14 protein-coding genes and 1 other RNA gene are annotated in these 15,453 nt (G+C 70.9%); 11 read left to right on the forward strand and 4 right to left on the reverse strand.

The genetic code is table 11. The features are described from left to right. Nucleotides 1-30 precede the first annotated feature (30 nt). Genes QLQ83_RS01540 through QLQ83_RS01555 form a run of 4 tightly spaced genes read right to left on the reverse strand, consistent with a single transcriptional unit; the run spans nt 31 to nt 3,351 of the window. On the reverse strand, nt 31-609 hold the full coding sequence (locus QLQ83_RS01540; RefSeq protein ID WP_282733818.1) for a BON domain-containing protein: 579 nt from the start codon (nt 607-609) through the stop codon (nt 31-33). 5 nt (nt 610-614) lie between these two features. After that, on the reverse strand, nt 615-1,208 hold the full coding sequence (locus QLQ83_RS01545; RefSeq protein WP_106229168.1) for a phosphoheptose isomerase: 594 nt from the start codon (nt 1,206-1,208) through the stop codon (nt 615-617). A gap of 39 nt (nt 1,209-1,247) precedes the next feature. Then, the gene (locus tag QLQ83_RS01550) at nt 1,248-1,616 is read right to left on the reverse strand and encodes a YraN family protein (RefSeq protein WP_282733819.1); all 369 of its coding nucleotides are present in this window, start codon (nt 1,614-1,616) and stop codon (nt 1,248-1,250) included. Next, nucleotides 1,600-3,351 (reverse strand): penicillin-binding protein activator, encoded by a 1,752-nt coding sequence (locus QLQ83_RS01555; protein ID WP_282733820.1) that lies wholly within the window; start codon nt 3,349-3,351, stop codon nt 1,600-1,602. Before QLQ83_RS01555 ends, QLQ83_RS01550 begins: the two co-directional genes overlap by 17 nt. 46 nt (nt 3,352-3,397) lie before the next feature. Here QLQ83_RS01555 and rsmI point away from each other — a divergent pair, with 46 nt between their 5' ends. The 11 genes from rsmI (at nt 3,398) to murG (ending at nt 15,413) form a co-directional block, all read left to right on the forward strand. After that, nucleotides 3,398-4,255, forward strand: coding sequence for a 16S rRNA (cytidine(1402)-2'-O)-methyltransferase (rsmI, locus tag QLQ83_RS01560; protein ID WP_282733821.1), 858 nt, complete (start codon nt 3,398-3,400; stop codon nt 4,253-4,255). 32 nt (nt 4,256-4,287) lie between these two features. Then, an RNA gene (gene rnpB, locus QLQ83_RS01565) (RNase P RNA component class A) lies at nt 4,288-4,652 on the forward strand. A gap of 49 nt (nt 4,653-4,701) precedes the next feature. Then, on the forward strand, nt 4,702-5,658 hold the full coding sequence (gene rsmH, locus QLQ83_RS01570) for a 16S rRNA (cytosine(1402)-N(4))-methyltransferase RsmH (protein ID WP_282733822.1): 957 nt from the start codon (nt 4,702-4,704) through the stop codon (nt 5,656-5,658). An 8-nt stretch (nt 5,659-5,666) separates the two neighbouring features. Further along, nucleotides 5,667-5,993: a cell division protein FtsL gene (gene ftsL / locus QLQ83_RS01575; RefSeq protein ID WP_282733823.1), complete on the forward strand. Its 327-nt coding sequence runs from the start codon at nt 5,667-5,669 to the stop codon at nt 5,991-5,993. Further along, nucleotides 5,990-7,705, forward strand: a complete 1,716-nt coding sequence (locus tag QLQ83_RS01580; RefSeq protein ID WP_282733824.1) for a peptidoglycan D,D-transpeptidase FtsI family protein — start codon at nt 5,990-5,992, stop codon at nt 7,703-7,705. Before ftsL ends, QLQ83_RS01580 begins: the two co-directional genes overlap by 4 nt. A gap of 25 nt (nt 7,706-7,730) precedes the next feature. After that, nucleotides 7,731-9,251, forward strand: coding sequence for a UDP-N-acetylmuramoyl-L-alanyl-D-glutamate--2,6-diaminopimelate ligase (locus tag QLQ83_RS01585; RefSeq protein ID WP_282733825.1), 1,521 nt, complete (start codon nt 7,731-7,733; stop codon nt 9,249-9,251). Continuing rightward, nucleotides 9,248-10,615 carry a UDP-N-acetylmuramoyl-tripeptide--D-alanyl-D-alanine ligase gene (locus tag QLQ83_RS01590; RefSeq protein ID WP_282733826.1) on the forward strand — a complete coding sequence of 456 codons (1,368 nt, stop codon included), beginning with the start codon at nt 9,248-9,250 and terminating at the stop codon, nt 10,613-10,615. Before QLQ83_RS01585 ends, QLQ83_RS01590 begins: the two co-directional genes overlap by 4 nt. A gap of 9 nt (nt 10,616-10,624) precedes the next feature. Next, on the forward strand, nt 10,625-11,707 hold the full coding sequence (gene mraY, locus QLQ83_RS01595) for a phospho-N-acetylmuramoyl-pentapeptide-transferase (RefSeq protein ID WP_250061588.1): 1,083 nt from the start codon (nt 10,625-10,627) through the stop codon (nt 11,705-11,707). 39 nt (nt 11,708-11,746) lie between these two features. Further along, nucleotides 11,747-13,123: a UDP-N-acetylmuramoyl-L-alanine--D-glutamate ligase gene (murD, locus tag QLQ83_RS01600; protein ID WP_282733827.1), complete on the forward strand. Its 1,377-nt coding sequence runs from the start codon at nt 11,747-11,749 to the stop codon at nt 13,121-13,123. Continuing rightward, nucleotides 13,120-14,328, forward strand: coding sequence for a putative lipid II flippase FtsW (gene ftsW, locus QLQ83_RS01605; protein ID WP_282733828.1), 1,209 nt, complete (start codon nt 13,120-13,122; stop codon nt 14,326-14,328). The genes murD and ftsW overlap by 4 nt, the downstream gene beginning before the upstream one ends. Next, nucleotides 14,325-15,413, forward strand: a complete 1,089-nt coding sequence (gene murG / locus QLQ83_RS01610; RefSeq protein WP_282733829.1) for an undecaprenyldiphospho-muramoylpentapeptide beta-N-acetylglucosaminyltransferase — start codon at nt 14,325-14,327, stop codon at nt 15,411-15,413. Before ftsW ends, murG begins: the two co-directional genes overlap by 4 nt. The last annotated feature ends 40 nt before the right edge of the window (nt 15,414-15,453 follow it).

Raw genomic sequence — 15,453 nt, forward strand, 5'->3', positions numbered from 1 at the left:
GGCCTGCCGTTTCGCGTTCCGGGAGGGCGTTCAGTCCAGGTAGTCGAACACCTTGACGATGCGCTGCATGCCGCCGACGTTGGAGACGGCCTGGACGATGCGCTCCGCCTCGTTGCGGGTGACGATGCCCATCAGGTAGACGCTGTTGTTCTCGGTGACCACGCGGATGCGACCCGAATCGATCTCCTCGTTGGCGGCCAGGCTGGTGCGGATACGGGTGCGCAGCCAGGTGTCGGCGAGACGCTGGCCGGCCGGCAGGTTGGCGGCGACGGAGAGCTCGTTGTGCACCTCGCGCACGTTGCGCACCTTGCCGGCGACCTCCTCGGCCTTCGCCTGGAGCTCCTCGCTGGGTACCTGGCCGGTGAGCAGGACCACGCCACTGAAGCTGTCGACATTGATGCGCGCATCGCCCAGCCGGGCATCGGTGCGGCCCAGGTTGTGGCCGATTTTGGTCTCGATGCTCTCGTCCTCGACCTGGGTGCCGAAGGTGCGCTCCCCGTAGTTCTCGTCGATGGTGCCGGGGGTAGTGACGCCGGTCACGGTGGTGCAGCCGGCGAGGCCGAGGCCGAGAATGAGCAGCAGGGGCGTGAGAAGGGACTTCCTGGTCATGGGGGTCACTCGCTTGTACCGAAGAGTTGTTCGTCGATCAGGTCGCACAGGCAGTGTATCGCCAGCAGGTGGACCTCCTGGATGCGTGCCGTGGACGTCGCCGGCACGCGGATCTCGCAGTCGTCCTGGCCCAGCAGCGAGGCCATGTCGCCGCCGTCCCGGCCGGTCAGGGCCACCACCGTCATGTCACGGTCGTGGGCGGCCTGGATGGCCTGGATGACGTTGGCGGAATTGCCGCTGGTGGAGATCGCCAGCAGGATGTCACCGGGCTGACCCAGGGCGCGGATCTGCTTGGAGAAGACCTCGTTGTAGCTGTAGTCGTTGGCGATCGAGGTCAGGGTCGAGGTGTCGGTGGTCAGCGCCAGGGCCGGCAGGCTGGGGCGCTCCCGCTCGAACCGGTTGAGCAGCTCCGAGGAGAAATGCTGGCTGTCGCCGGCGCTGCCGCCGTTGCCACAGGCCAGGATCTTGCCCTCGTTGACCAGGCACTGGACCATCATCTGGCTGGCCACCTCGATGAAGGGCGGCAGCACCTCACTGGCATAGGTCTTGGTGTCGATGCTGGCATTGAAGTGGCCGAGAATGCGCTGCTGGAAATCCATGCGGGGTTCCTGGTCCTTTTCGCAGATGGGCTTGAGCGGTCAGGACGCTTCGAAGGCATCCGCCACCCACTCGATCTCGAGGTCGGGGGGCGTGCCGGTCACGGCCAGCACATCGAAGCGGCAGGGACATGATAGCCCGTTGCGCTGGAGATAAAAACGCGCCGCCCGGATCAGGCGGCGCTGCTTGGTGGTGGTGACGGTCTCCAGCGGGTGCCCGTGGCGGTGGTCGGCGCGGTGGCGGACCTCGACGAACACCAGCACCTCGCCATCACGCATCACCAGGTCGATCTCGCCGCCCTTGGCATGCTGGTTGCTGGCCTCCAGCGAAAGGCCGCGTGCCGTCAGCCAGCGTGCGGCGAGCTGCTCGATGGCGCCGCCGCGGGCGCGGGCGTCACGGGGCCCGTTCATCGCCGAACACGCCGGGGATCAGCACGGGCTGGGGCACGCCATTGAGAAAGCGTGCCCAGGGCAGGCGGCGCTGGATCCGGCCGTCGTCGCCGGGGCTCAGGGTGCCGGTGGCCCCGAACAGCTCGCTGCCGCTGATGGCCTGCAGCTGAGGCAGGCGCCGGGCCAGCTCGTAGGCATCCACGCCCATGGCCATCAGCCGGAACATGGCGGGGTCGGACTCCTCGCGCAGCCGGCGATAGCTGTCGAGGAAGGGCAGGGCCTCGACGCCGCCCACGGCCGCATCGGGGATCTGCCAGGGGATATCGGCGAACAGCACGTCGTCCAGGTCGTGATCCAGGCGGGGCTGCAGGCGGCCCTCGAAGAGGTGGGAGGTGGCATAGATCGGCAGATCGCCGCTGTCGTAGTAGTCCAGGGTCGGCGGTACCTGGCGGGCATAGTCCGGCAGGGCCAGCAGGAACAGCATGTCCGGCTGGGGGTTGGTCACGGCCCGGCGTGCGCTCTCGGTGGCCGAGGACTCGGGGTTGTAGCGCACCGCATTGGCGACCTCGCCTCCCTGGTCGCGCCAGGCATTCCAGAAGGCCTCGCCGACGCGGCGTCCCCAGTCGTTGTCCGGGACCAGCAGTGAGGCCAGGCGGTGGCCGTCGACCCAGGCGCGATGGGCCGCCTGGCGGGCCTCGTCCTCGGCGGACAGGCCGTACTGGAAGAGCCCGAGGGCCCGGTTGCGGTCCCCGCGGCCGTAGTTGAGCGCCAGGGTCGGCAGCGGCACCCGCTCGCGCTGCTCGAGCTCGCTGACGGCATCCTTGTCCAGCGGGCCGATCACCACCTGGGCGCCGCTCTCGCTGGCCTCCCGGTAGAGCGCCTCCAGATCGCCATGGCTGCTGTCGAGGAAGCTCAGGCGGGCGCCGCTGTCGACGCCCTCGAGGTGGTGGGTGCGAATCCCCTCGCGGATCGCCCCGGCAATGCCGGCGAGCGGTCCGGACTCGGGGAGGAAGACCGCGATGTGGTTGACCTCCTGGCCGCGCAGCTCACCCAGGGCGGTGATCTCGCCGGGCAGGCGTCGGGCCGCCGGGTGGCCACGATGGCGCTCGCGCCAGTCATCCAGTCGCGCAAAGAGCCGCTGGATGTCGCCGCCGCTGGAGCGCACCAGCTCGGCCAGGGCGACCCATCCCTGCACCAGGTCGCCGCCCTCGTCGCTCAGGGTGGCCAGTGACCCGCCGTCTAGCCGCGAGAGCTGGTCCCAGATCGGGTCGTTGAGGTCCTCGCGCTCGGTCTCCGCCTGGACCTGGATCAGGGCCCGGGCGGCGGCGCGGGGCTCGTCGACCTCGGCCAGGGCCATGCCCAGGCGTTCACGCAGGGTCAGGGAGGCCTCGCGAGGCAGGTCGACCTCGTCGAGCAGCTGCCCGGCCTGGATCACCGCCCAGGGGTCCCCCTCGGCCTCGCCCAGCTCCGAGAGCAGCAGGGCCCAGCGTGTCCGTGCCTGGCGCTCCAGCCGGCTGTCGTCGATCTCCTTGGCGACCTCCAGTGCCTGGGTGCGGTTGCCCTGGCGTGCTAGGATGTCGGCCGCTTCCAGGCGGGACTGCGCCGCCTGGCCGGGCTCCTGCTGCTCGGCCTGCTGCAGCAGGCGCTGTGGATCTCCGTCGGGCTGTCGCTCGATGATGCCCGGCTGGAAGCTGCAGCCCGCAAGCAGCAGCGCGGTGAGCGCGGCGGCCAGCGGGCCGCGAAACGAGATCTTCATGAATCCTTCCTTGTCCCCATGTGCGAGAGCATCCCAGGGAGCCGAGATGTCCGATACGCTTACCGGTTCATTGTACGTGGTCGCCACGCCGATTGGGAATCTGGACGACCTGAGCCCCCGGGCCGCCCGGGTGCTGGGGGAGGTGGCCGTGATCGCCGCCGAGGATACCCGCCACAGTGGCCGCCTGCTGCGCCACCTGGGCCTGTCGCGGCCGATGCTCTCGCTGCACGAGCACAACGAGGCCGCGCGGGTTGACGCCCTGGATGCCCGACTCGTTGCCGGGGAGGACATCGCCCTGGTCTCCGATGCCGGCACGCCGCTGATCAGCGATCCCGGCTTCGTGCTGGTGCGCGAGCTGCGTGCCCGCGGGCGTCGCATCGTGCCGGTCCCGGGGCCCTGTGCCCTGGTGGCGGCCCTGTCGGCGGCAGGGCTGCCCACCGACCGCTTCCTCTTCCAGGGCTTCCTGCCGGCGAAGGGCGGTGCCCGGCGGGGGCGGCTGGAAGCGCTGGCCTCCCGCGAGGAGACCCTGGTGTTCTACGAGTCTCCCCACCGCATCCGTGACACCCTGGCGGATCTGGCCACCACCCTCGGGGCGCGACGGGTGGTGCTGGCGCGTGAGCTGACCAAGGCCTTCGAGACCTTCCTCGACGGCAGTGCCGCCGAGCTGCTCACGCGCATGGAGGAGGACCCGGACCAGGCCCGCGGCGAGTTCGTGGTGATGGTGGCCGGGGCCGGCCCGCGCGGCGATGCCGAGGCCTCTTCGGTTGAGGCCGATGCGCTGCTGTCGGCCCTGCTCGCCGAGGGGGTCGGGGTCAAGCAGGCGGCCGCCGTGGCGGCGCGGGTGCTGGGCGGGGCCAAGAAGACCTGGTATGGCCGACTCCAGGCGCTCAAGGACGGGCATTGAGGCGGGGGAGGGGCACTGGTATCCTTGCCGCGGGAGTTGGCCAGACAGTCGCCGCCGCCCCGGCCTTCGGGACGGGGCGGGGGAGGAAAGTCCGGGCTCCACAGGGCAGAGTGCCAGGTAATGCCTGGGCGGCGTGAGCCGACGGAAAGTGCAGCAGAGAGTAGACCGCCTACGTCTCCCTAGGGAGGCCGGCAAGGGTGAAAGGGTGCGGTAAGAGCGCACCGCGCGCCTGGCAACAGTGCGTGGCAAGGTAAACCCCACTCGGAGCAAGACCAAATAGGAACCCCATGACGTGGCCCGCGTCGGGTTCGGGTAGGTTGCTTGAGGGCCCTGGTGACATGGCCCCTAGAGGAATGACTGTCCACGACAGAACCCGGCTTATCGGCCGACTCCCTTTTCCGAACATCGCCGTGCCTGCGGCCCCCAGCCCCTCGAACGAGAGCCCCATGCCGTCATCCGCCCCTGAACAGCCCGCCCGCGGCTTTCGCCATGCCAGCGTGCTGCTCGACGGCGCCGTGGAGGCGCTGGTCCACGACCCCGAGGGCACCTACCTGGACGGCACCTTCGGCCGCGGTGGCCACTCGCGTGCCATCCTCGCGCGGCTGGCCCCCGAGGGCCGTTTGCTGGCCATCGACCGCGACCCCCAGGCCGTCGCCGAGGCCGCCGCCATCGATGACCCGCGCTTCACCATCGAGCAGGGCGAGTTCGCCCGACTCGACGAGATCGCCGCGCGCCACGGCCTGCATGGGCGGCTGGCGGGCGTCCTGCTCGACGTGGGGGTCTCGTCGCCCCAGCTCGACGACCCCGAGCGGGGGTTCAGCTTCCTGCGCGACGGTCCCCTGGACATGCGCATGGACCCCTCCCGCGGCGAGAGCGCCGCGGGCTTTCTGGCCCGGGCCGGCGAGAGCGAGATTGCCGCGGTCTTCAAGGCCTATGGCGAGGAGCGCTTCGCCCGGCGGCTGGCACGGGCCATCGTGGCGCGTCGTCTCGAGCGACCCTTCGAGCGGACCGCGGACCTCGCCGAGGTGGTCAAGGCCGCTCATCCCGCCTGGGAAAAGGGCAAGCACCCGGCGACCCGCGTCTTCCAGGCCCTGCGCATCCAGGTCAACGGCGAGCTCGAGCAGCTCGATGCCGCCCTCGAGGCGGCATTGGAGGCCCTCGCCCCGGGCGGCCACCTGGTCGTGATCAGCTTCCACTCGCTGGAGGACCGCCGGGTCAAGCGCTTCATTCGCGATCACGTGCGCGGCGATACCGACCTGCCGCGCGGCATGCCGATCCGCGACAACCAGCTCAAGCGGCGCCTGGCATCGCTGGGCAAGGCGCGTCGTCCCTCCGCCGAGGAGGTCCAGGAGAACCCCCGTGCACGCAGTGCAGTGATGCGTGTGGCGCGCAAGCGATACTGAGGACGGTCATGGCACAGGGACGATCCGCGGCAACCTCCCCGTTCGGCTGGCCCCTTCGCCTGGGGGCATCGCCGCGGCTGCTGCTCGTCGCCCTGCTGCTGGCGGCCAGTCTGGGCTCGGCGCTGGCGGTGATCACCACCAGTCACCTGACCCGTGACCAGTATGCCCGCCTGCAGCAGCTCGAGCGTGAGCAACAGCAGTTGCAGACCGAATGGGGGCAACTGCTGCTCGAGGAGAGTGCCTGGTCCTCGCCCGCCCGCATCGAGCGCCTGGCCCAGGAGCGCCTGGAGATGCGCCTGCCCGACATCGACGAGGTCGAGGTCATCCGGCCATGAGTGCCGACGCCCGCAGCGGCGTGACGCCGCGTCGCCCGCCGCCCATGGCACCCATGGGGGGGCTGCGCTACGGGGTGATGATGACGCTGGTGCTGGTGGGGCTCGCGCTGCTGGCCGGCCGCATCGTCGACCTGCATGTCTTCGACCGTCCCTTCCTGCAGGGGCAGGGCGATGCCCGTACCCTGCGCACCGACACCATTCCCGCCCATCGCGGCATGATCACCGACCGCCACGGCGAGCCGCTGGCCATTTCCACGCCGGTGGTCACCCTCTGGGCCAACCCCCAGGACCTGCCGGCCGACGACATTCAGCGTCTCATGCTGGCCAGGGCCCTGGGCCAGGAGCTGGATGCCCTCAACGAGCGCATCGCACGCTACGCCGAGCGCGAGTTCATGTACCTGCGCCGCCGCATGACGCCGGAGGAGGCCCAGCGGGTGCTGGACCTGCGCATTCCCGGTGTCCACGCCCGCGAAGAGTACAAGCGCTACTATCCGGCGGGGGAAGTGACCGCCCAGCTGCTGGGCGTGACCAATATCGATGATATCGGCCAGGAGGGTCTGGAACTGGCCTACCAGTCGCACCTCGCGGGGGTGCCCGGCAAGCGTCGGGTGCTCAAGGACCGCCGCGGTCGCCTGGTGCGCGACCTGGCGCTGCTGCAGGAGGCTCAGCCGGGGGGGGATCTCACGCTGGCGCTGGACCAGCGCCTCCAGTACATGGCCTATCGCGAGCTCAAGGCGGCGGTGGCCGAGCACGATGCCGACGGTGGCACCGTGGTGATGCTGGATGCTCACAATGGCGAAGTGCTGGCCATGGCCAACCAGCCCTCCTACAACCCCAACAACCGGGCCGGGCTCGACCCTCAGGGACTGCGCAACCGGGCCATCGTCGATGTCTTCGAACCGGGGTCGGTGGTCAAGCCGCTGGCCATGGCGGCGATCATGGAGAGTGGCCAGTTCGACAAGGACATCGTGGTCGATACCTCGCCCGGCTGGATGGTCATTGATCGCTTCACCATCAAGGATATCCGCAACTACGGCGAACTCACCCTGGCCGGCATCCTCGAGAAGTCCTCGAACATCGGCATGTCCAAGCTGGTCCTGAAGCTCGACGAGCCGCTGGTCCCCGAGATCTATCGTCGCCTGGGCCTGGATCAGGCGCCGGGCACCGGCTTTCCCGGCGAGTCCGCGGGCAGCCTGCCGTCCCCGGCGCGCTGGTCGAGCAGCCAGTGGGCGGCCCTCTCCTACGGCTATGGCCTCTCGGTCTCGGCACTGCAGCTGGCCAGCGCCTACACGGCACTCGCCAACGATGGCGTGCGGATGGCCCCCTCGCTGCTCAGGTTGCCGGAACTCCCGGTCGGCAACCCCGCCATCGATCCCGAGTTGGCCCATGACCTGCTGCGCATCATGGAGGAGTCGGTGCAGCCCGGGACCGGGGGGCGCCGCGCTGGGGTGCCGGGGTACCGGGTGGCCGGCAAGACCGGCACGGTACGCAAGACCTCGGCCACCGGCTACGAGAAGGATGCCTACCGCAGCCTCTTTGTCGGCATCGCGCCGGTCTCGGAGCCGCGGATCGTCACCGTGGTGATGATCGATCACCCGCGGGGCGACAGCTACTATGGCGGGGCGGTGGCGGCGCCGGTCTTCTCGCGGGTGGCCGGCAATGCTCTGCGCCTGCTGGACGTGCCACCGGATGCCCGGGAGCCGGAATCATGAGTGCAAGCCCTGGGGAGGAAACGCGATGCGGCTGACCGCCGAACGACTCGAGACGGGCCTGGCCGGGCTCTGGCCCGACTGTCGCCGTGGCCTGGCGGACATCACCCTGCCGGACGCCGTCCGGCTGGCGCTCGACAGCCGTCGGCTGGCCGAGGGCGACGTCTTCGTGGCGGTGCCGGGGGTGGCCGCGGACGGCCGCGACTTCATCCCGGCGGCTCTCGAGGCCGGGGCCTCGCTGGTGCTGGCCCATGACGACGGTGCGCCCGGGCCCGACGACCCCCGGGTGCTGTGGTTGCCGGGACTGCGCGAGGCCCAGGGCGAACTGGGCCAGGTCCTGTTCGCCGTGCCCCATGACCTGGAGCTGGTCGGGGTCACCGGCACCAACGGCAAGAGTTCGGTGACCCACTACCTGGCCGAGCTGAGCATCGCCCTCGGGGTGGATGCCGGCCTGATCGGCACCCTGGGGCACGGCCGGCCGGGGCGCCTGGCGGCCGGCCAGCTGACCACGCCGGGTCCCCTGGCCCTGCAGGCGGCGCTGGGTGAGCTGGCGGCGGACGGCGTGCGTCGGGTGGCCATGGAGGTCTCCTCCCATGCCCTGGAGCAGGGTCGCCTCGATGGTTGTCGCGTGTCTGCCGCGGTGTTCACCAACCTCAGCCGTGACCACCTGGACTACCACGGCAGCATGGCGGCCTATGCCGCCGCCAAGGCGCGGCTGTTCCGTCGCCATGAGCTCGCGCTCGCCGTGGTCAACGGCGACGACCCGCTGGCGCGCCTGATGCTCGCTGGCGTGCACCGTGGCGTGCGTGTCCTGGCCGTCGGCGAGGACGAGGCGGTGACCCTGCGCGTCATCGACTGGGTGCCCCATGCCGAGGGGCAGCGGGCGCTCATCGCCACGCCGGAGGGGGAGCGGGTGCTCGAGCTCGGCTTGATGGGCCGTTTCAACCTGGACAACGTGCTGCTGGCCATGGCCACCCTCCATGGCCTCGGGCACTCCCTCGATACGCTGTTCGCGGCGGCGGCCGGCCTCGCCCCGGTGCCCGGTCGCATGCAACGCCTGACCCGTCCAGGCGCTCCCACGGTGGTCATCGACTATGCCCATACCCCGGATGCCCTCGACAATGCCCTCTCGGCGCTGCGGGCCCACCTGCCGGGCGACGGCCGGCTGTGGTGCCTGTTCGGCTGCGGCGGCGACCGCGACGCCGGCAAGCGCCCGCTGATGGCCACCGTCGCGCGCCGAGGGGCCGACCGGCTGGTGGTCACCGACGACAACCCGCGCAGCGAGGACCCGGCCGCGATCCGTGCCCAGATCCTCGCGGGGCTGGGCGACCCCGAGCGCAACGCGGTCCTCGAGGTGGCCGGACGGGGCGGAGCGATCGCCCGGGTGCTTGCCGAGGCCGGCCCCGACGACGTGGTGCTGATCGCCGGCAAGGGTCACGAGGCGTATCAGGAGGTGGCGGGCGTCCGCCACCCCTTCTCGGACTTGGCCGAGGCGGAGCGTGGCCTGGCCGCCCGCGCCCGGCAAGGCCACGGGGAGGACCCTCGATGAGCGCCGCCGGCCTGCAGCGCCTGGGCGAGGTCGCCGCGGCCCTGGGGCTTCCCGCCCCGGCCGAGGATCTGCCGGTCGGGGCGATCGTCACCGATACCCGGCGGCTTGCCCCCGGGGGGCTGTTCGTGGCGCTCAGGGGTGAGCGCTTCGATGCCCATGACTTCGTCGGCCAGGCGCGCGAGGCCGGGGCCGTGGCGGCGCTGGTGGAACGACCGGTAGACGACCCGCTCCCCCAACTGGCGGTGGCCGACACCCGACTGGCCCTGGGGCTGCTGGCGCGTGCCCGGCGGCGAGCCTGGGGCGGTCCGCTGGTCGCCGTGACCGGCAACAGCGGCAAGACCACGGTCAAGCAGATGCTGGCGACCCTGCTGGCGCGGTGCGGGTCGACGCTGTCCACCCAGGGCAACCTGAACAACGACATCGGTGCGCCCCTGACCCTGCTGGCCCTGGAGACCGGGCACCGCCAGGCGGTGGTGGAACTGGGCGCCAACCATCTCGGCGAGATCGCCTGGACCACGATCCTGGCCGAGCCCCGGGTGGCGGTGATCACCAATGTCACCGGTGCCCACGTGGGCGAATTCGGCGGCATGGGCCGTATCGCCCAGGCCAAGGCCGAGATCCTGGCCGGCCTGCCGGCCGACGGCGTGGCAGTGCTCAACCGCGACGACGCCTTCTTCGCCACCTGGGCGCGCCTGGCGGCGCCCCGCGAGGTGCTCGACTTCGGCCTGGAGCCGCGGGCGCGCCTGCGTGCCGAGGCGCTGGCCTGTGACGCCCTCGGACGCTATGCTTTCACGCTTGTCCGGGACGGCCGCGAGGTCGGGCGCGTCCAGCTGGCCATGCTGGGCCGGCACAACGTGGCCAATGCCCTGGCGGCCTCGGCCGCGGCCCTGGCCATGGGGCTCGCGGAGCGCGAGGTGCTGGCCGGGCTCGAGACGGTGGCACCGATGCCGGGCCGGATGAGCGTGGTGGAGGGCTTCAACGCCTCGCGGCTGCTGGACGATACCTATAATGCCAACCCCGGCGCGGTGAAGGCGGCGCTCGATGCCCTGGTGACGCTGCCCGGCCCGCACTGGTGCCTGCTGGGTGCCATGGGCGAACTGGGGGGTGAGTCCGACCGGCTGCATGCCGAGCTCGGGCACTACGCGCGGGAACGGGGAATCGATTTCCTGGGTACCCTCGGCGAGCCGGCGAGACCGGCCAGCCAGGCCTTCGGTGAAGGCGGGGTCCATTTCGACGATCGGGAGGCGCTGATGCGCCACGTCCTCCACCATCTACCGTCCGGGGCCAGCGTACTGGTCAAGGGCTCGCGCAGTGCCGGCATGGAACGAGTCGTGGCGGCCCTGCGCGCGGATGCTTCAAGGTGAACGCGATACATGCTGCTCTTTCTGGCTGACTTTCTGGCGCAATTCCAGAGTGCCTTCAATGTCTTCAACTATCTGACCCTGCGCATGATCCTGGGGACCCTGACCGCCCTGGTGCTCTGCCTGTGGCTCGGGCCGGTGATGATCCGCCGCCTGGTGGAACGCCAGATCGGCCAGGCGGTGCGCGACGACGGCCCCCAGTCCCACCTCTCCAAGGCCGGCACCCCCACCATGGGCGGCGCCATGATCCTGATGGCCATCGCCGTGAGCACCCTGCTATGGGGGGATCTCACCAACCACTATGTCTGGCTGGTGCTGGCGGTGACCCTGGGCTTCGGCGCCATCGGCTGGGTGGACGACTACCGCAAGGTGGTGGAGAAGAACCCCCGGGGCCTGCCGGCGCGCTGGAAGTACTTCTGGCAGTCGCTGATCGGCGTCGCGGCCGCCGTGCTGCTCTACGTCACCGCTGCCTCGCCGGTGGAGACCAGCCTGATCGTGCCGCTGTTCAAGGAGTTCGTGCTGCCGCTGGGGGTGTTCTACATGGTCCTCACCTACCTGGTGATCGTCGGCAGCTCCAATGCCGTCAACCTCACCGACGGCCTCGATGGCCTGGCGATCATGCCCACGGTGCTGGTGGCCATGGGCCTGGCGGTGTTCGCCTATGCCACCGGCAACACGGTGTTCGCCGACTACCTGCAGATTCCCTTCATTCCCGGGGCGGGTGAATTGGCCGTGTTCTGTGCCACCATCGCCGGGGCCGGCCTGGGTTTCCTGTGGTTCAACACCTACCCGGCCCAGGTGTTCATGGGCGACGTGGGGGCCCTGGCGCTGGGCGCGGCCCTCGGCGTGGTGGCGGTGATCGTGCGCCAGGAGATCGTGCTGTTCATCATGGGCGGCATCTTCGTCATGGAGACCGTCTCGGTGATCCTGCAGGTGGGCTCCTACAAGCTCACCGGGCGGCGCATCTTCCGCATGGCGCCGCTGCACCACCACTATGAGCTCAAGGGCTGGCCGGAGCCGCGGGTCATCGTGCGCTTCTGGATCATTACCGTGGTGCTGGTGCTGATCGGCCTGGCCACCCTCAAGGTCCGCTGATTCCCCCAAGGCCGATTCGCCATCCGCAAGGAGCTCAACATGGTCAAGGTGCCGAAGGGAACGACGCTGGTGGTCGGGCTCGGACTCTCCGGGCGGGCCATCTGCCGCCACCTCGGCCGGCACGGTGTGCCCTTCATGGTCGCCGATACCCGTGAGGTGCCGCCCGGGCTGGACGACTTCCGCGTTGCCCATCCCGGCGTCGGGATTCACCTGGGGCCCCTCACTGACCTCGACCTCGACGAGGCCGAGGAGGTGGTGGTCAGCCCCGGCGTCGACCCGCACACGCCAGGCCTGGAGGGGCTGGCGGGGCGCACCCGAGAGGCCACCGCCGAGCCGCTGCTGGTGGGGGAGATCGCGCTCTTCGTGCGTGCGGCCCGAGCGCCCATCGTCGCCGTCACCGGCTCCAACGCCAAGTCCACCGTGACCACCCTGGTGGGCGAGATGGCCCGCGAAGCCGGACTGCGGGTCGCCGTGGGTGGCAACCTGGGGACCCCGGCGCTCGACCTGCTCGAGGCGGCGCCCGACGCCGAGCTCTTCGTGCTGGAACTCTCCAGCTTCCAGCTCGAGACTACCCCCCGCCTGGGGGCCGAGACGGCCGCCTTCCTCAACCTCTCCGAGGATCACCTGGACCGCCATGGCGATATGGCAGGCTACCGGGCCGCGAAGCTGGGCATCTTCCGCGGCGCCCGGCACGGCGTGGTCAATGCCGATGATCCCGACACCTGGCCGGACGGGCCGCTGCCGGCTCTCGATCGCTTCACCACCCGCGCCCCCGAGGGCAACGACTGGGGCATCGCACGGCGCGCCGACCGCGACTGGCTGATGCACGGGAGCGACCCGCTGCTGCCGGCCGCCGAGATGCGCCTGCCGGGGCGCCACAACCAGGCCAACGCCCTGGCGGCGCTGGCCATGGGCCATCGCCTGGGCCTTCCGCTCACGGCCATGCTCGAGGTGCTGCGGCGCTTTCCCGGGCTGCCCCATCGTGGCGAGCTGGTGGCGGAGATCGCGGGAGTGCGCTGGATCAATGACTCCAAGGGCACCAATGTCGGCGCGACTCTGGCCGCCATCGAGGGACTCGGACCGACCCTCGAGGGGCGCCTGATCCTGCTGGCCGGCGGGGTGGGCAAGGGGGCCGACTTCCACCCCCTGGCGGAGCCCCTGGCGCGCCATGGACGCGAGGCGATCCTCTTCGGCCGGGATGCCGGGCACCTGGAGCATGTCCTGCGTGGCCGGCTGCCGGTGACGCGGGTCGAGAACCTGCAGGGCGCCCTGGCGCGGGCGGTGGAGATCGCCGCGCCCGGGGACTGCGTGCTGCTGTCGCCGGCCTGTGCCAGCCTCGACCAATTCACCGACTACCAGGCGCGTGGCGAGGCCTTTCGCCGGGCGGTCAAGCGCCTGGCAGGGGAGGCGGCATGAACCGGCTATCCCGCCTGCGCCGGCGGCTGAGCACCGCCGAGCACGCCTTCGACGGCTGGCTGGTGCTGGCCTCCTTCGCGCTGCTGCTGATCGGCTGGGTGATGGTGACCTCGGCGTCCAGCGAGGTGGCCTCGAGCCTTACCGGCAATGCCTGGTATTTCAGCCTGCGGCACGGCATCTTCCTGCTGGTGGCACTGGCCGTCGGGGCGCTTGCCCTGCGGGTGCCGCTGGCCTGGTGGAAGGCCAACGGACCGCTGCTGCTGCTGGTGGGGCTGGTCCTGCTGCTGCTGGTGCTGCTGGTGGGGCGCGAGGTCAACGGCAGCCGTCGCTGGCTCTCCGTGCCGGGCCTGCCCTTCAACCTGCAGGCGTCCGAGGTCGCCAAGTTCTGCCTGATCGTCTACCTGGCCGGTTACCTGGAGCGCTTCCTGCCCCAGGTGCGTCGCCAGTGGGGGGCCTTCCTGCGCCCCCTGGCGGTGATGGCGGTGATCGCGGGGCTGCTGATCCTCGAGCCCGACTACGGTGCCGTGGTGGTGATGACCGGCGCGGTGATGGGCATGCTGCTGATGGCCGGTGCCCCCTGGGGGCGCTTCCTGGTGCTGCTGCTGCTGGTGGGGGCCCTCGGGGCCCTGGCCGCGGTGGCGGAGCCCTATCGGATGGCGCGCCTGACCAGCTTCGCCGACCCCTGGGCCGACCAGTTCGCCAGCGGCTACCAGCTGACCCAGGCACTGATCGCCTTCGGGCGCGGGCACTGGCTGGGCATGGGGCTGGGCAACAGCGTGCAGAAGCTGTTCTACCTGCCGGAGGCCCACACGGACTTCGTCTTCGCGGTGCTGGCCGAGGAGCTCGGCCTGCTGGGCGCCATCGCCGTCGTCGGGCTCTTCGCCCTGCTGGTCTGGCGCGCCATGGCGGTGGGGCGGCGGGCCGAACTGGCCGGCCTGGCCTTCGCCGCCTACCTCGGCTATGGCTTCGCCCTGGTCATCGGGGCCCAGGCCTTCATCAACATCGCCGTGAGCACCGGGATGCTGCCCACCAAGGGGCTGACCCTGCCACTGCTCAGCTATGGTGGCTCGAGCCTGGTGGTGAGTTGCCTGATGATGGCGCTGCTGCTGCGCGCCGACATCGAGACCCGCCTGGCCCTGCGCCGGGCCGGGCCCACGGCTTCCCGGGCGCCATCGCCCGGCAGGACACAAGGACGCGCAACATGAGTCGACGCGAGGGACGCCGCGTATTGATCATGGCCGGCGGAACCGGTGGCCACGTCATTCCGGCCCTGTCGCTGGCCCGCGGGCTCCAGGCGCAGGGCGTGCAGGTCGCCTGGCTGGGCAGCCCACGCGGCATCGAGAACCGCCTGGTCCCCGAGGCCGACATCCCGCTGCACCGCATCGCGGTGAGCGGGCTGCGTGGCAACGGCCTGGCCGGGTGGCTGCTGGCCCCCTTCAACCTGGCCCGCGCGGTATGGCAGGCGGGACGGGTCATCCGCGATTTCGATCCCCAACTGGTGGTCGGGCTGGGCGGCTTCGCCAGCGGACCTGGCGGCCTGGCGGCCTGGCTGGCCCGCCGGCCCCTGGTCATCCACGAGCAGAACGCCGTGGCGGGGCTCACCAACCGGGTGCTGTCGCGCCTGGCGCGCCGCGTCTATGCCGCCTTTCCCCAGGCCTTCTCCGGCCGGGCCGAGGTGATCGGCAACCCGGTGCGCGACGAGATCGCCCGGCTCGGTGAGGTCCCGAGGCGCGCCGACGAGATGGCCGGGCGGCGCCTGCGGCTGCTGGTGGTGGGCGGTTCCCTGGGGGCGCAGGCCCTCAACGAGCGGCTGCCCGAGGCGCTCGTCCGGCTGCCCGAGGCCCGTCGCCCCGAGGTGCGCCACCAGGCCGGCCGCGACAAGGATACGGCCACCAGTGAGGCCTACCGCGAGCAGGGCGTCGAGGCCGACGTCACGGCCTTTATCGACGACATGGCCGGCGCCTACGCCTGGGCCGACCTGGTGGTGTGTCGCGCCGGTGCCCTGACCGTGGCCGAGCTGGCCGCCGCGGCCAAGCCGGCGCTCTTCGTTCCCTTTCCCCACGCGGTGGACGACCACCAGACGGCCAACGCCCGGGCCCTGGTCGATGAGCAGGGGGCGCGACTGATGCCCCAGCAGGAGATGAGCGCGGCGACGCTGGCCGAGTGCCTGGCGTCGCTGCTGGACCCCGACACTCTCGCCACCATGGCGGCACGGGCCCGTGGAAGTGCCCGTCTCGATGCCGTCGAGCGCCTGGTGGCCGGTTGCATGGAGACAGGCTTTGAGCGATGAGACCCTTGGACCGGTTCCCGGTCAGGCCACGCCCCCGCAC

This window comes from Halomonas rhizosphaerae, assembly GCF_030010555.1.
Taxonomy (GTDB): domain Bacteria; phylum Pseudomonadota; class Gammaproteobacteria; order Pseudomonadales; family Halomonadaceae; genus Halomonas; species Halomonas rhizosphaerae.

Coding starts and splice junctions, on each gene's coding strand:
- QLQ83_RS01540 (WP_282733818.1), bottom strand. CDS start 609: ATGACCAGGAAGTCCCTTCTCACGCCCCTGCTGCTCATTCTCGGCCTC.
- QLQ83_RS01545 (WP_106229168.1), bottom strand. CDS start 1,208: ATGGATTTCCAGCAGCGCATTCTCGGCCACTTCAATGCCAGCATCGAC.
- QLQ83_RS01550 (WP_282733819.1), bottom strand. CDS start 1,616: ATGAACGGGCCCCGTGACGCCCGCGCCCGCGGCGGCGCCATCGAGCAG.
- QLQ83_RS01555 (WP_282733820.1), bottom strand. CDS start 3,351: ATGAAGATCTCGTTTCGCGGCCCGCTGGCCGCCGCGCTCACCGCGCTG.
- rsmI (WP_282733821.1), top strand. CDS start 3,398: ATGTCCGATACGCTTACCGGTTCATTGTACGTGGTCGCCACGCCGATT.
- rsmH (WP_282733822.1), top strand. CDS start 4,702: ATGCCGTCATCCGCCCCTGAACAGCCCGCCCGCGGCTTTCGCCATGCC.
- ftsL (WP_282733823.1), top strand. CDS start 5,667: ATGGCACAGGGACGATCCGCGGCAACCTCCCCGTTCGGCTGGCCCCTT.
- QLQ83_RS01580 (WP_282733824.1), top strand. CDS start 5,990: ATGAGTGCCGACGCCCGCAGCGGCGTGACGCCGCGTCGCCCGCCGCCC.
- QLQ83_RS01585 (WP_282733825.1), top strand. CDS start 7,731: ATGCGGCTGACCGCCGAACGACTCGAGACGGGCCTGGCCGGGCTCTGG.
- QLQ83_RS01590 (WP_282733826.1), top strand. CDS start 9,248: ATGAGCGCCGCCGGCCTGCAGCGCCTGGGCGAGGTCGCCGCGGCCCTG.
- mraY (WP_250061588.1), top strand. CDS start 10,625: ATGCTGCTCTTTCTGGCTGACTTTCTGGCGCAATTCCAGAGTGCCTTC.
- murD (WP_282733827.1), top strand. CDS start 11,747: ATGGTCAAGGTGCCGAAGGGAACGACGCTGGTGGTCGGGCTCGGACTC.
- ftsW (WP_282733828.1), top strand. CDS start 13,120: ATGAACCGGCTATCCCGCCTGCGCCGGCGGCTGAGCACCGCCGAGCAC.
- murG (WP_282733829.1), top strand. CDS start 14,325: ATGAGTCGACGCGAGGGACGCCGCGTATTGATCATGGCCGGCGGAACC.